Genomic DNA, 13,277 nt, shown 5'->3' on the forward strand with positions numbered 1-13,277 from the left:
GGGCGATGACAGAGATTTTCCAGTAAGCGAAGGTCGTTCATTCTGCCCATGAACAACACTCGGTTGCCGCTGCGATTCAGGCCGGGCATGCTGCGAAACGATTTTTCATTTCCACGGCGGTTCGACGCCCAGCAAGGAGAACACCATGACTTCCACCCTGTTTATTACCGGCGCGACCTCCGGTTTTGGCGAAGCCTGTGCCCGTCGTTTTGCCGAGGCCGGCTGGTCGCTGGTGCTGACCGGGCGCCGCGAGGAGCGTCTCGACGCCCTGTGCGCCGAACTGTCGAAGCAGACCGAAGTGCATGGCCTGGTGCTCGATGTGCGGGACCGCAAGGCCATGGAAGAAGCGATCGCCAACCTGCCGCCGTCCTTTGCCAAGCTGCGCGGGCTGATCAACAACGCCGGCCTGGCCCTGGGGGTCGACCCGGCGCCCAAGTGCGACCTGGACGACTGGGACACCATGGTCGACACCAACATCAAGGGCCTGATGTACAGCACCCGCCTGCTGCTGCCACGGCTGATCGCCCATGGCCGCGGCGCCGGCATCGTCAACCTCGGTTCCATCGCCGGCAACTACCCCTACCCGGGCAGCCACGTGTATGGCGCGAGCAAGGCGTTCGTCAAACAGTTCTCCCTGAACCTGCGTTGCGACCTGCAAGGCACTGGCGTGCGGGTGACCAACATCGAGCCGGGCCTGTGCGAAAGCGAGTTCTCGCTGGTGCGTTTCAAAGGCGACCAGGAGCGTTATGACGCCACCTACGCCGGTGCCGAGCCGATCCAGCCGCAGGACATCGCCGACACCATCTTCTGGGTGCTCAACACCCCGGCCCACGTCAATATCAACAGCCTGGAGCTGATGCCGGTGAGCCAGACCTGGGCCGGTTTCGCCATCGAGCGCAACGCCAAGGGCTGAGACCGCGTCACTATCCATCGCGGGCAAGTCGGATCGCCGCCCGCTCGCTCCTACAGACGCGATTTCTGTAGGAGCGAGGCTTGCCCGCGATTGCGTTCTACACTGCAACACCTCACCTGCCGATGCGTTTGGCAACACAGCCGTTCAGGCCCGAATCAGCCTGCACAAGGTAGACTCCCGCTCCGCAACCCACCGCTGCCTTGCATCAAGGCCGCGAATTCAAAGGTTCTCGAGGAGGAAATGTGAGTAACCGAGGTGAGCAGGTACTGCTCAAACAATCGACCATCCTGATGTTCGCCGTGGCGATCGCCGCGATCGTCACGGGTTTTTTTTCCGGTTCCCAATCGATTCTGTTCGATGGTTTTTTTTCGCTGATCGCGACCGTCATCAAGGTCCTGATGCTGATCACCGCCAAGTTGATCGCCAAGGAAAGTAACCAGCGCTTTCAGTTCGGCTTCTGGCACCTGGAACCTATGGTGCTGCTGATCGAGGGCAGCTTTTTGCTGCTGATTGCGATCTACGCCTTTCTCAGCGGTATGTTCGGCATCATCAACGGTGGCCGCGAGATCGAACTGGGCCTGGTGATCCCTTTTGCGACGGTGCTTAGCGTCGTCTGCTTCGCCTATTTCTTCTACGTCCGTTATCGCAATCGCACGTTGAAATCCTCGTTGATCCAGTTCGACAACGTCAGCTGGCTGGTGGACGCGATGCTCTCGGTCGGCTTGCTGGTGAGCTTTCTCATCGCGTTGCTGCTCAAGACCCAGGGGTATGGCCAGTGGGCCGCTTACGTCGACCCGTCAATCCTGATCCTGCTGGCCCTGAGCATGCTGGCGCCGGCCTTCAATATTCTCAAGCCGGCGTTGCGCGATGTACTGGGAATTGTCCCGGACCAACTGGATGACAAGGTTCGCCAAGTGATGGACGAGGCGAAAGTCGAGCACGGCTTTGCCGACTACGTCTCGTATGTGCAGAAGCACGGACGGGCGCGGTTTATCGAGATTCACATCGTGCTGCCGGCGGACTATCCGTTGCAGGGCGTGGCGACGCTGGACAAGCTGCGCGAGGAGATATCCACACAGCTCGGCAAGGCGGATGCCGCGCGCTGGCTGACCATCAGCTTCACCGGGGATCGCAAGTGGATTGCCTGAGGCCTTCCTGAGCGCAGGCGCTCAATCGCGAGCAAGCTTCGCGTTTCTCTGTAGGAGCGAAGCTTGCTCGCGATAGCGTACTGAAGGTCAGCCGAAGTATTCAGCCAAACCGAGGTAGCAGGTCGCCAGGTGGTAAGGCGTGGTCGACGGCATGTCCCGGCGGCTGAGCACGCCATGGGCGTCCAGGCACTCGTTCCAGCCCTTGGCATGCAGGAAGTGTTTTTGCAGCGCCAGCAACTGACGCTGCAGGCGTTCGGCGCTGTCCTGGCGCAAGGTCAGGGCGCGCAGGTATTCGGCCTGGGCCCAGATACGCTGGGTCGGGTCGAGCACGCCGCCCTCGACACTCAGCATCCCGCTCACCGCGCCGCTGTGGTTATCCACACCGACGTGCTCGGCATAGGCAAAGGCTCGTTCCAGCGAGGCGTGCAACGGGCAGCCACGCAGCAGGGCCGAGGATTGCAGCAGGAAGAACCATTCGAACTGGTGCCCCGGCTCGAACCAGTTATCCACAGCCCCCAGGGGTTTCTCCATCATCAGCCCATGCTGTGGCTCGATGAAGCGCTGCTGCATGGCCTCGCACAGGGCCAGCAATGCACCTTGCACAGCGGCGTCGTCACGCACGGCCAGGGTGGCGAGGAAGGCTTCGGCCAGGTGCATCAGCGGGTTCTGCAAGGGGCCGGACGCCAGGGACGACCAGTCTTCGGCGAGAACCGCCTCGTACAGGCTATCGCCGCTGGCAAAACGCTCGGTCACCACTTTCAGCGCGGCGTTGAGCACCGACTCCACCAGCGGCTCGCGGACCTTGGCCCAGTAATGGGCGCAGGCAAAGATGATGAAGGCGTGGGTGTAGAGGTCCTTGCGCCTGTCCAGCGGTGCGCCCTGGGCATCGATGCTGTAGAACCAGCCACCGTGCTCGGCGTCGTGGAAGTGCCGTTGCAGGGAACGGAACAGCGCCGCGGCGCGCTCTTGGGCAAGCGGCGTGCGCCCATCGCCGATCAGGCTGGAAAACAGGTACAGCTGCCGGGCGCAGGCCATGGCCCGATAACGTTGCTGCGGCAGCGGGGCATGCTCGGCGTCCAGCGCCTCGAAGGGCAGCGCCAGCTCCGGATTCCAGCCCGGCCCCTGCCAGAGCGGCACGATCACGGTGTGGAAATGCTGCTGCACGGCCTTGAACAGGGCGGTCGATTCAGACGGGGAAACGGGGCTGGAAACATCGGGCATTGGCTGGCGTCGTCACGGCAGGGTGGAATGCGCGACATGGTAGCAGAGAAGGCCCCGGGGATCGTGGTACACGCCGGTGGACGTTTGGTTGTAGGAGCGAAGCTTGCTCGCGATCCAGGCGACGCGGTCTGTCGCCAAGAACGCATCGCGGGCAAGCCTCGCTCCTACTAGGGGCCGTTTCAGCCTGCCAGCAACCAGGCGCCGGTAGCGGCCGACGCCGCACCCGCCAGGCGCACCAGCGGCGCGGCGGCTTGTGGCAGGACCCGTACCACGGCGTAACCGGCCGCGTGCAGTGCCGCGGTGGCGGCGACGAAGCCTGCGGCATAGGTCCAGGGGCTGGACATGTCCGGCAGTTCCAGGCCGTGGGCCACGCCGTGGAACAGGGCGAACAGCGCGGTGGCGGCCACCGCCAGGCTCAGCGGCGGACGCACCGCCAGGGCCACGGCCAGGCCGAGGGCCAGGACCGACGCGGCGATCCCGCTTTCCAGGGCCGGCAGGTTCAGTCCTTCAAAACCCAGCACGCCGCCGATCAGCATGGTGCCGACGAAAGTGCAGGGCAGTGCCCAGCGCGCCACGCCTTGTTGCTGTGCGGCCCACAGGCCAACCGCAACCATCGCCAGCAAGTGGTCGAGGCCGCCGATCGGGTGGCTGATACCGGCGATCAGGCCGTTGTCGCCGTGGCCCGGGTGCGCGAAGGCCAGGGCGGGAGTCAGCAGCAGGGCGAGGGTGCCGAGAATGCGTTTGAGGGTCATGGACAGGCTTCCTTGTTGAGCAGTTTGAAAAGAGCGATCAGGCCGCGGTCAGCAGTCCCTGGCGTTCGATAAAGGCGATGATTTCCTCCAGGCCCTGGCCGGTCTTCTGATTGCTGAAGACGAACGGCTTGCCGCCGCGCATGCGCCGGGTATCGCCGTCCATCATCTCCAGCGAAGCGCCGACCAGGGGCGCCAGGTCGATCTTGTTGATCACCAGCAGGTCGGACTTGCAGATGCCCGGGCCGCCCTTGCGCGGCAGCTTGTCGCCCGCCGACACGTCGATCACATAGATGGTCAGGTCGGACAGTTCCGGGCTGAAGGTCGCCGACAGGTTGTCGCCGCCGGACTCCACCAGAATCAGGTCGAGGCCGGGAAAACGCCGATTCAATTGATCTACCGCTTCGAGGTTGATCGAGGCGTCTTCGCGAATCGCCGTGTGCGGGCAGCCACCGGTTTCCACACCGATGATGCGTTCGGGCGCCAGGGCCTCGTTGCGCACCAGGAAGTCGGCGTCTTCGCGGGTGTAGATATCGTTGGTCACCACCGCCAGGTTGTAGCGTTCGCGCAGGGCCAGGCACAGGGCCAGGGTCAGGGCGGTCTTGCCGGAGCCCACCGGGCCGCCGATGCCGACGCGCAGAGGTTGTGTGTTCATGCGGCTCTCCAAAATAAAGGCACCAAAATAAAAGGACTTATGAACGGAACAGGCGGCTGTACTGGCGCTCATGGGCCATGCACGCCAGGGACAGGCCGAAGGCGGCGCTGCCGTAATGTTCGGGGTCGAGGCTCGAGGCATGGCGCTGGGCCTGTTGCAACAGCGGCAGCAGTTCGCTGGTCAGGCGCTGGGCGGCCTGCTGGCCCAGGGGCAGGGTTTTCATCAGCACCGCCAGCTGGTTTTCCAGCCAGCTCCACAGCCAGGCGGCCAGGGCGTCCTGCGGGCTGATCCGCCAGGCCCGCGCGGCCAGGGCCCAGCCCAGGGCCAGGTGCGGCTCGGCGATCTGCTCGAGAAAGGCGCGGGCCGGCACATCCAGCTCGGGCAGGCCGTTCAGCAGCTGTTGCAGGGAGTAACCCATCTGCCGGCTTTCCTGGTGCAGCTCGCGGGTTTCGCGGCTGGCGCGATGTTCCTGGCACAGCTGCAGCAGCTGCGCCCAGTCCTCATCGGCGGCCGCCTGACAATGGGCCAGCAACAGCGGCGCTTCGAAGCGCGCCAGGTTGAGCAGCAACTGATCGCCGATCCAGCGCCGGGCGCTGTGCGGGTCCTTGACGGTGGCCTGTTCCACGACCATTTCCAGGCCCTGGGAATAGCTGTAGCCGCCAATCGGCAGCTGTGGACTGGCCAGGCGCAGCAGGGCCCAGGCCGGATTCATGGGCGCACGCCGAACTGGTGCAGCCGCGGCGCGTAGTTGAAGTCCTCGTCGCCGTGGCGGGAATGATGATGGCCGCCGCCGTAGGCGCCGTGTTCCGGCTGGAATGGCGCCTCTATGGTTTCGGTGCTGGCGCCGAGCTGTTCGAGCATGGCCTTGAGCACATAGTCGTCCAGCAGGCGCAGCCAGCCATCGCCGACTTGCAGGGCAACGTGACGGTTGCCCAGGTGGTAGGCGGCGCGGGTCAGTTCGAAGGCGTTGCGGCAGGTGACATGCAGCAGGGTTTCCGGGCGCGCGCAGACCCGCACGATCCGGCCGTCCTCGGCTTGCAGGCATTCGCCGTCGTGCAGCGGCGGCTGGCCACGCTCCAGAAACAGCCCGACGTCTTCGCCGTCGGCACTAAAACAGCGCAAACGGCTTTTGCTGCGGGCTTCGAAGGTCAGGTGCAACTCGGCGGACCAGTCGGGTTGCGGCGCGATTCTGCGATGAATCACCAGCATTGGAAGGCTTCCAGCTATGAGCGATGCAGGGTGTAGAGCAAGTGCCTTGCCAATCGCCCGGTCTGATCGGAAACAGGTGGGAAGCGCCTGAAAATGGGACCGGCTTATGTTTTATTTTGTTACAAATTCAAAATTCGATCTGATTTATAGCACTGACTTGGTGCGCTGTGCTGTTTTTTGATGCGCGGCAAAGCGCCGCTCTGGCGCAGGCCATAGCGGGCATATGAGGCGGTGGAGGAGGTGGTGTGGTTGAGCGAAGCGGCGGGCTTATTCCGTGCTGCCCAGCCCCTGCCAATGCTTGAGGCCGATAAAGATGAAACGCAGCTGCTGGGTGATTTTCGCCTGGGGCGTGAGGTGCTCGGGCAGGGCTTGCGCGGGCGGGTCGATGATGTCCGGCAAGGTGGCAAACACACTTTTGACGATCAGGTCGGCCATCACCGTCAGGTCGGCGATGTTCAGGTGTTGCAGCTTGGGCATCAGGGTCAGGTCGGCCGCCAGGTCGGAACTGATGTTTTCCCGCAGGCTGGCGATCGCCTGGCGCACCGGCAGCGAACCGCCGTACTGCTCGCGGGCGAGAAACAGGAACTGCGAGCGGTTGGCCGCCACCACGTCGAGGAAGATCCGCACCGAGGCATCGATGATGCCGCCCATGACAAATTCGTTATGGCGCACCAGACGGATGGTTGCGCGGAAGGTCTGGCCGACTTCGCTGACCAGCTCCAGGCCGAGCTGGTCCATATCGGCGAAATGCCGGTAGAAACCGGTCGGCACTATGCCAGCGGTTTTCGCCACTTCGCGCAGGCTCAGGCTGCCGAATCCGCGGCCGCATTCCATCAGGTGGCGGGCAGCGTCCATCAAAGCGTTGCGAGTCTGTTGTTTCTGTTCGGCGCGGGGCAGCATCGGCTGACTGGTTTCTGATCAAGAGAGCGGCGCACTCTAGCAAATCAACTTTGCCGGCGTCGAACCTGGTGGGGATGGTGGGTCGAAGGCGAGGTTTGGATCGGAGTGGCGGAACGCAGGACTAAAACGGCGCAGCTCAGGAAAAAACAAAGCCCGATCCAGGGACCGGGCTTTTCTGTAGAGGCATCATAGGCTTGACTCACAGCTGGGTTGCGTTAGGCCAAACGGTCGTTGCCGTCTTAAACCAGACCTTTCTCTTCCAGGCGATCACGGCCGCCTTCAGCTACAGCTTGGCCCAGGGGAGTGCGATCGAAGCCGTCTTCAGCCAGGGTCTGACCTTGTGGGGTGCGGTCGCTACCGTCGGCAGCCAGGGTTTGGCCTTGTGGAGTGCGGTCGCCACCATCGGCAGCCAGGGTCTGGGTGAATACCGAGGTGCTTGCCTTGACTTGTGGGGTAGCCTGTTCAGCGGCTGGCAGGGCGAAAGCGTTGGCTGCCAGGATCGAGAGGGTCAGGCTAAGCAGTAATTGGCGTTTCATGATGAGTTGCTCCTTGGGGGGGCGATAAAGTGGGTACGAAGCCAATGTTACGCGCGCTAAATCGATATAAAAGTTCATAAAGACAATGGTAATAATCAACAGAATTGATTGTTCGGCCCGAGGGCTCTAGAACGGGCGTTTTCGAAGAAGGGTTTTGCACCGGGGTGGGTATTTTCGACCCACCTGCGCCTCGCAAAAGTGCGGCGGCGGTAACGCCAAGCTGGCGCTTCGGTCAGAAAAATCCGTGTATTTGTGTCTGAGTCGCGGCTTTTGGGTTAAACCTGCGGGCCGTTTGTCAGTCCTAGTTTCCATGACCGGTGGATTTCAACCCCGGCAGTTCATAAGGGCGTCGCCATCCAGGCGCCCGTCAGTAGTCAGGAGCCCTGTGCATGACGCGCACCCGTAAAATTCTCGCCTGGACAGTCGGTAGCCTTTTCCTGCTGCTGGCCGTGCTGGTACTGATCATCGCGTTCTTCGATTGGAACCGGATCAAGCCGCCACTCAATGCCAAAGTCTCCGAAGAGCTGCATCGCCCCTTCGCCATCAACGGCAACCTGGCGGTGATCTGGCAGCGCGAGCCCGACGAAGGCGGCTGGCGGGCCTGGGTGCCGTGGCCGCATGTGGTGGCTGAAGACCTGACCCTGGGCAACCCCGAGTGGTCCAAGGCGCCGCAGATGGTCAGCCTCAAGCGCGTCGAATTGCGTATTTCGCCCCTGGCATTGCTGGCGCAGCGCGTGCGCATTCCGCGTATCGACCTCACCGAGCCGAATGCCGCCCTCGAGCGCCTGGCCGACGGCCGCGCCAACTGGACTTTCCAGTTCGACCCGAAAGACCCGAACGCCGAACCCTCCAACTGGGTGGTGGATATCGGCGCCATCGGTTTCGACAAAGGGCATATCACCCTCAATGACCAAAGCCTGAAAACCCGCCTCGACCTGCTGGTCGACCCGCTGGGCAAGCCGATTCCGTTCAGCGACATCGTCGGCGACAAGGCGGCGAAGAAAGCCGAGGAGAAGGGGGCCGCCCCCCAGTCCTATGCCTTTGCCTTCAAGGCCAAGGGGCAATATCACGGCCAGGCCCTGGCCGGCTCCGGCAAGATCGGCGGCCTGCTGGCGCTGCAGGACGCGAGCAAGCCGTTCCCGCTGCAGGTCCAGGCAACGATCGGCGATACCCGCGTCGAACTGGCCGGCACCCTGACCGACCCGCTCAACCTCGGCGCGCTGGATCTGCGCATGAAGCTCGCCGGCACCAGTCTGGGCAACCTGTACCCGCTGACTGGCGTGACTCTGCCGGACTCGCCGGCCTATGCCACCGATGGCCACCTGAGCGCGCAGCTGCGCGATCCGGCCGGGGCGAAGTTCCAGTACCAGGACTTCAACGGCAAGATCGGCGACAGCGACATTCATGGCAACCTGACCTACGTCGCCAGCCAGCCGCGGCCTAAACTGACCGGCGCGCTGGTGTCCAATCAGTTGCTGTTCAGCGACCTGGCGCCGCTGATCGGTGCCGACTCCAATGCCGAGCAGAAGGCCCGTGGCGGCGACAGCAAGCAGCCGGCGGACAAGGTGCTGCCGGTGGAGGAGTTCCGCACCGAGCGCTGGCGCGACATGGACGCCGATGTCGAATTCACCGGCAAGCGTATCGTCCACAGCGCCGATTTACCCTTCACCGACCTGTACACCCACCTGGTGCTCGACGACGGGCGCCTGAGCCTGGAGCCGCTGCGTTTCGGCGTGGCCGGCGGCAAGCTGGACGCGCAGATTCGCCTCAACGGCCAGGCCACGCCGCTGGAAGGCCGGGCCAAATTGACTGCGCGCAACTTCAAGCTCAAGCAGCTGTTCCCGACCTTCGAGCCGATGAAAACCAGCTTCGGCGAACTCAACGGCGATGCCGATATCGCCGGGCGCGGCAATTCGGTGGCGGCCCTGCTCGGCAGCGCCAACGGCGAGCTGAAGATGCTGATCAACGACGGCGCCATCAGCCGCAGCCTGATGGAGATCGCTGGGCTCAACGTCGGCAACTATGTGATCGGCAAGATGTTTGGCGACAAGGAAGTGAAGATCAATTGCGCCGCCGCCGACTTCGGCATCAAGACCGGCCTGGCCACCAGTCGCCTGTTCGTGTTCGATACCGAGAACGCGATCATCTACATCGACGGCACCGCGAACATGGCCAGCGAGCGGCTGGACTTGACCATCACTCCGGAATCCAAGGGCCTGCGCCTGTTCTCCCTGCGTTCGCCGCTCTATGTGCAAGGCAAGTTCATCAAGCCGGAGGCCGGGGTCAAGGCCGTACCGCTGATGTTGCGCGGCGCTGGCATGGTGGCGCTGGGGGTGATCGCCGGGCCGGCGGCCGGGTTGCTGGCGCTGGTGGCGCCGAGCGGCGGCGAGCCGAACCAGTGCGCGCCGCTGCTCCAGCAGATGCGTTCGGGCAAGGCCCCGGTGGCGGTCAAGCCGACCCGTTAAGCTCACGCTTCACCGCAGGAGCGAAGTTTGCTCGCGATGAGCGATGACGCGGTGCTACAGATGCTCCGCGGTGCCTGGATCGCGGGCAAGCTTCGCTCCTACGGGGGAGGATGACCCCGCGCATCCGGTGTAGGAGCGAAGCTTGCTCGCGATGAACGATAACGCGGTACTACAGACACTCCGCGGTGCCTGGATCGCGGGCAAGCCTCGCTCCTACGGGGACGGATGACCCCACGCATCCAGCGTAGGAGGGCCTCAGCCGGCGGCGAGCATCGGATGCCCGGCCGCCTGGGCTTCTTCGCGCAGCCACTGGAAAAATGCCCGCACCGGTGGATGCCGTTCGCGCCCGGGCACGCACAAGGCGCTGTAGCCCGCGCCGTCGACGTGGATCTCCGGGCGATACGGCACCAGCAGGCCGCTGCCCACGCTTTCCGACACCAGGATATTGCTGGCCAGCACCAGGCCCTGGCCGGCGATGGCCGCCTGCAGGGCGTAGTGTTCCTCGTCGTATTCGCGAATCACTGGGCGGCCCTGCATCCAGCTTTCCTGCGCCTTGTCGCACCAGGCTTCCCAGCCATGGGCGTAGAGCTTGGAGTTGTGCCAGCGCACGCTGATCAGCGTCGGCGTTTGCTGGTGGGCTTGGGCCACCTGCTCCGGCGAGCCGTAGACCGCGAAGCACTCATCGAACAGGCACAGCCCGTAGAGATTCGGGTAGTTGTCCAGGCTGTAGCGGATCACCAGGTCGACACTCGCATCCTGTTGCAGGTCGATGACCTCGCAATTGGTGTCCAGGCGCAGGTTGATGTTCGGGTGCCGGGCATAAAAACGCCCCAGGCGCGGCACCAGCCACAGCGCGGCGAAGGCCGGCGTGGTGGAGATCATCAGGTTCGCGCCGCTGCGTTGCGGGCGCAGGCTGTCGACGCTCTGCGCCACTTCCAGCAAGGCGCCGTGCAGGCTGTGGAACAGGCGTTCGCCGCATTCGGTCAGGCGCACCTGGCGCGGCAGGCGCTGGAACAGCGGCACACCCAGCCAACTTTCCAGGGAGCGGATCTGGTGGGAAATCGCCGTGGGCGTGACCGACAGCTCCTCGGCGGCGGCCTTGAAACTCAGGAGTCGGGACGCCGATTCGAAGGCGCGCAAAGCGGTCAGCGGCAGATTGGCAAACATAAAGGGTCACCTTATGGATGAAATGGATTCATCCTGATCAACTATTGCTCATTTGTTCACGGGGGCCGGCATCAATAGTTTTATTCCCACCCAGGAAGGCTTTTACGGTCTTCCGCAATTATCCAGGATGAGGAATGACAGATGAGCAGAATTCTAGCAGTACACGGCAGCCCCCGTGGCGAACGCTCCCATTCGCGGCGGCTGACGGAAGGCTTTCTCCAGGCCTGGCTCGAGGCCCATCCCCAGGGCCAGTTGACCCGTCGGGAAGTTGGCCGGGCCTCGTTGCCCCATGTCAGCGAGGCCTTCGTCGCCGCAGCGTTTTATCCTGAGCCCCAGGCGCGGCCCCTGTCGATGCAGGCCGACCTGGCCCTGAGCGACGAGCTGGTGACCGAGTTGCTGGAGCATGAGCTGCTGGTGATCTCGGCGCCGATGTACAACTTCAGCGTGCCCAGCGGCCTCAAGGCCTGGGTCGACCAGATCGTGCGCCTGGGCCTGACCTTCAATACCGTCCAGGACAACGGCATCGCCCAGTACGAGCCGCTGGTACGGGGCAAGAAAGCGCTGATTGTCACCAGTCGCGGTGGCTTCGGCTTTGGCCCGGGCGGCGAACTGGAGGCCATGAACCATGCCGACCCATGGTTGCGCACCGCGCTGGGTTTTATCGGCATCGACGACGTCACGGTGGTCGCGGCCGAAGGCGAGGAATCGGCCGAGCGCACGTTCCAGGTGTCCTGCGCCGAAGCCGAGCAACGCCTGCTGGCGCTGGCGCGGACCTTCTGAGGAGGCGACATGGCCTGGCTGTTCTTGCTGATCGCCGCCGCCTTCGAAGTCACCTTCGCCATGGGCATGAAGTACGCCGAGGGTTTCACCCGGCTATGGCCGTCGCTGCTGACGGTGGTGGCCGCGCTGGGCGGCATCTACTTCCTGACCCTGGCGATGCGTGAACTGCCGGTGAGCATCGCCTACCCGATCTGGACCGCCATCGGCTCCCTGGGCACGGTGTTCCTCGGTTTTGCCTTGCTGGGGGAGAGCCTGACGCTGGTCAAGCTGGTGTCGGTGGGGCTGATCGTGGCCGGGGTGGTGGGGTTGAAATAGCGTATCCCTTGTAGGAACGAAGCTTGCTCGCGATGGGCTGCGCAGCAGCCCCAAACCCGCTTCGGTTCTACTGGAAGAAATCCATTGCCTGAACCGGAGCTATCGCGAGCAAGCTTCGCTCCTACAGACCCGGGGCGATCCATTTATTGCTAATCCCCTGTAGCGAGCTTGCTCGCGTTAGCCTTCGGCGAATGTCATACAGTGGTCGTGAAGCTGTCATCTTGGCTGTCGATGCTCTTGGCTGCTGTCCTGCATCCAGCCTTGGGCGCTGATATCCCTGATACAAATCCGATCACAAGGATGTTCCCATGTCCCAAGAGCTTGCCACGCGTTACCCGCTGGTCCTGGTCCCCGGCATGCTGGGGTTTATCCGGCTGGTGCTGTACTCCTACTGGTTCGGCATCGAGTCGGCGTTGCGCCGTGGCGGGGCGACGGTGATTGCGGTGCAGGTTTCGCCGCTGCATAGCACTGAGGTGCGCGGCGAGCAGTTGCTGGCGCGGATCGAGGAGATCCGCCGCGAAACCGGCGCGGACAAGGTCAACCTGATCGGCCACAGCCAGGGTTCGCTCACCGCCCGCTACGCCGCGGCCAAACGGCCGGAGTGGGTGGCCTCGGTGACCTCGGTGGCCGGGCCCAATCATGGCTCGGAGCTGGCCGACTACATCGAGCGCCACCATTCCATCGACACCCTGCGCGGGCGCGTGTTGAGTTTTATCCTGCGGGTGATTGCCGTGCTGATGAGCTGGCTGGACACCGGCTATCGCGGGCCGAAGCTGCCGGCGGATATCCATGCCTCGCACCGCTCGCTGACCAGCGAGGGCGTGGCGCTGTTCAACCGCCAGTATCCCCAGGGCCTACCGGAAACCTGGGGCGGGCAGGGGCCGGAAGAGGTCAACGGGGTGCGCTACTACTCCTGGTCCGGCACCTTGCAGCCGGGCAAGACCGATCGCGGGCGCAACCTGTTCGACGGCACCAACCGCAGCTGCCGGCTGTTCGCCAGGACCTTTGTCCGCGAGGCCGGGCAGTGCGATGGCATGGTCGGCCGCTACAGCTCGCACCTGGGCACGGTGATTGGCGACGATTACCCCCTGGACCACTTCGATATCGTCAACCAGTCGCTGGGGCTGGTGGGCCGAGGCGCCGAGCCGATCCGGCTGTTCGTCGAGCATGCGCAGCGGCTGAAAGCGGCGGGGGTGTAGCCAGCGATATCGCGTCATCG

General features: G+C 63.8%; 14 protein-coding genes. 6 read left to right on the forward strand and 8 right to left on the reverse strand.

From position 1 onward, the window contains the following. The first annotated feature begins 145 nt into the window (after positions 1 to 145). Positions 146 to 913, forward strand: a complete 768-nt coding sequence (locus tag J4D52_RS00870) for an SDR family oxidoreductase (RefSeq protein WP_007925222.1) — start codon at positions 146 to 148, stop codon at positions 911 to 913. Positions 914 to 1,155: 242 nt separating this feature from the next. Beyond that, positions 1,156 to 2,061, forward strand: a complete 906-nt coding sequence (locus J4D52_RS00875; protein WP_053277227.1) for a cation diffusion facilitator family transporter — start codon at positions 1,156 to 1,158, stop codon at positions 2,059 to 2,061. An 87-nt stretch (positions 2,062 to 2,148) separates the two neighbouring features. On the opposite strand, the gene J4D52_RS00880 is transcribed toward J4D52_RS00875, so the two are convergent. The 7 genes from J4D52_RS00880 to J4D52_RS00910 all read right to left on the reverse strand — a co-directional run bounded on the left by J4D52_RS00880 (position 2,149) and on the right by J4D52_RS00910 (position 7,331). Continuing rightward, the gene (locus J4D52_RS00880) at positions 2,149 to 3,282 is read right to left on the reverse strand and encodes an AGE family epimerase/isomerase (protein ID WP_102675950.1); all 1,134 of its coding nucleotides are present in this window, start codon (positions 3,280 to 3,282) and stop codon (positions 2,149 to 2,151) included. A 179-nt stretch (positions 3,283 to 3,461) separates the two neighbouring features. Then, complete coding sequence (locus tag J4D52_RS00885; RefSeq protein ID WP_102675951.1) at positions 3,462 to 4,034, reverse strand: HupE/UreJ family protein; 573 nt, start codon at positions 4,032 to 4,034, stop codon at positions 3,462 to 3,464. A 37-nt stretch (positions 4,035 to 4,071) separates the two neighbouring features. Beyond that, complete coding sequence (ureG, locus tag J4D52_RS00890) at positions 4,072 to 4,686, reverse strand: urease accessory protein UreG (RefSeq protein WP_009046721.1); 615 nt, start codon at positions 4,684 to 4,686, stop codon at positions 4,072 to 4,074. Between the two features lie 37 nt (positions 4,687 to 4,723). Continuing rightward, complete coding sequence (locus J4D52_RS00895) at positions 4,724 to 5,398, reverse strand: urease accessory protein UreF (protein ID WP_102675952.1); 675 nt, start codon at positions 5,396 to 5,398, stop codon at positions 4,724 to 4,726. Next, complete coding sequence (gene ureE, locus J4D52_RS00900; RefSeq protein ID WP_063428046.1) at positions 5,395 to 5,895, reverse strand: urease accessory protein UreE; 501 nt, start codon at positions 5,893 to 5,895, stop codon at positions 5,395 to 5,397. Before ureE ends, J4D52_RS00895 begins: the two co-directional genes overlap by 4 nt. 267 nt (positions 5,896 to 6,162) lie before the next feature. Continuing rightward, the gene (locus tag J4D52_RS00905) at positions 6,163 to 6,795 is read right to left on the reverse strand and encodes a TetR family transcriptional regulator (protein ID WP_009046724.1); all 633 of its coding nucleotides are present in this window, start codon (positions 6,793 to 6,795) and stop codon (positions 6,163 to 6,165) included. 239 nt (positions 6,796 to 7,034) lie between these two features. After that, positions 7,035 to 7,331 (reverse strand): hypothetical protein, encoded by a 297-nt coding sequence (locus tag J4D52_RS00910; protein ID WP_102675953.1) that lies wholly within the window; start codon positions 7,329 to 7,331, stop codon positions 7,035 to 7,037. Between the two features lie 389 nt (positions 7,332 to 7,720). Here J4D52_RS00910 and J4D52_RS00915 point away from each other — a divergent pair, with 389 nt between their 5' ends. Further along, positions 7,721 to 9,796, forward strand: a complete 2,076-nt coding sequence (locus J4D52_RS00915) for an AsmA family protein (protein ID WP_102675954.1) — start codon at positions 7,721 to 7,723, stop codon at positions 9,794 to 9,796. Positions 9,797 to 10,051: 255 nt separating this feature from the next. On the opposite strand, the gene J4D52_RS00920 is transcribed toward J4D52_RS00915, so the two are convergent. After that, positions 10,052 to 10,963: a LysR substrate-binding domain-containing protein gene (locus J4D52_RS00920; RefSeq protein WP_102675955.1), complete on the reverse strand. Its 912-nt coding sequence runs from the start codon at positions 10,961 to 10,963 to the stop codon at positions 10,052 to 10,054. A gap of 141 nt (positions 10,964 to 11,104) precedes the next feature. On the opposite strand from J4D52_RS00920, the gene J4D52_RS00925 reads away from it, so the two are divergent. From J4D52_RS00925 to J4D52_RS00935, 3 genes are all read left to right on the forward strand, one after another. Then, complete coding sequence (locus J4D52_RS00925; protein WP_053277235.1) at positions 11,105 to 11,743, forward strand: FMN-dependent NADH-azoreductase; 639 nt, start codon at positions 11,105 to 11,107, stop codon at positions 11,741 to 11,743. Positions 11,744 to 11,752: 9 nt separating this feature from the next. After that, on the forward strand, positions 11,753 to 12,058 hold the full coding sequence (locus tag J4D52_RS00930) for a multidrug efflux SMR transporter (protein ID WP_009046729.1): 306 nt from the start codon (positions 11,753 to 11,755) through the stop codon (positions 12,056 to 12,058). Positions 12,059 to 12,366: 308 nt separating this feature from the next. After that, positions 12,367 to 13,257, forward strand: a complete 891-nt coding sequence (locus J4D52_RS00935) for a triacylglycerol lipase (protein ID WP_102675956.1) — start codon at positions 12,367 to 12,369, stop codon at positions 13,255 to 13,257. Positions 13,258 to 13,277 lie beyond the last annotated feature (20 nt).

The sequence above is a fragment of the Pseudomonas sp. GW460-12-10-14-TSB1 genome (assembly GCF_017349775.1).
GTDB classification, from domain to species: Bacteria; Pseudomonadota; Gammaproteobacteria; order Pseudomonadales; family Pseudomonadaceae; genus Aquipseudomonas; species Aquipseudomonas piscium.

Excerpts from the sequence above, each read along its gene's own strand:
- J4D52_RS00910 (WP_102675953.1), bottom strand. The coding sequence starts at position 7,331 with ATGAAACGCCAATTACTGCTTAGCCTGACCCTCTCGATCCTGGCAGCC.
- J4D52_RS00925 (WP_053277235.1), top strand. The coding sequence starts at position 11,105 with ATGAGCAGAATTCTAGCAGTACACGGCAGCCCCCGTGGCGAACGCTCC.
- ureG (WP_009046721.1), bottom strand. The coding sequence starts at position 4,686 with ATGAACACACAACCTCTGCGCGTCGGCATCGGCGGCCCGGTGGGCTCC.
- J4D52_RS00880 (WP_102675950.1), bottom strand. The coding sequence starts at position 3,282 with ATGCCCGATGTTTCCAGCCCCGTTTCCCCGTCTGAATCGACCGCCCTG.
- J4D52_RS00915 (WP_102675954.1), top strand. The coding sequence starts at position 7,721 with ATGACGCGCACCCGTAAAATTCTCGCCTGGACAGTCGGTAGCCTTTTC.
- J4D52_RS00885 (WP_102675951.1), bottom strand. The coding sequence starts at position 4,034 with ATGACCCTCAAACGCATTCTCGGCACCCTCGCCCTGCTGCTGACTCCC.
- J4D52_RS00905 (WP_009046724.1), bottom strand. The coding sequence starts at position 6,795 with ATGCTGCCCCGCGCCGAACAGAAACAACAGACTCGCAACGCTTTGATG.
- J4D52_RS00895 (WP_102675952.1), bottom strand. The coding sequence starts at position 5,398 with ATGAATCCGGCCTGGGCCCTGCTGCGCCTGGCCAGTCCACAGCTGCCG.
- J4D52_RS00935 (WP_102675956.1), top strand. The coding sequence starts at position 12,367 with ATGTCCCAAGAGCTTGCCACGCGTTACCCGCTGGTCCTGGTCCCCGGC.
- J4D52_RS00930 (WP_009046729.1), top strand. The coding sequence starts at position 11,753 with ATGGCCTGGCTGTTCTTGCTGATCGCCGCCGCCTTCGAAGTCACCTTC.
- J4D52_RS00870 (WP_007925222.1), top strand. The coding sequence starts at position 146 with ATGACTTCCACCCTGTTTATTACCGGCGCGACCTCCGGTTTTGGCGAA.
- J4D52_RS00920 (WP_102675955.1), bottom strand. The coding sequence starts at position 10,963 with ATGTTTGCCAATCTGCCGCTGACCGCTTTGCGCGCCTTCGAATCGGCG.
- ureE (WP_063428046.1), bottom strand. The coding sequence starts at position 5,895 with ATGCTGGTGATTCATCGCAGAATCGCGCCGCAACCCGACTGGTCCGCC.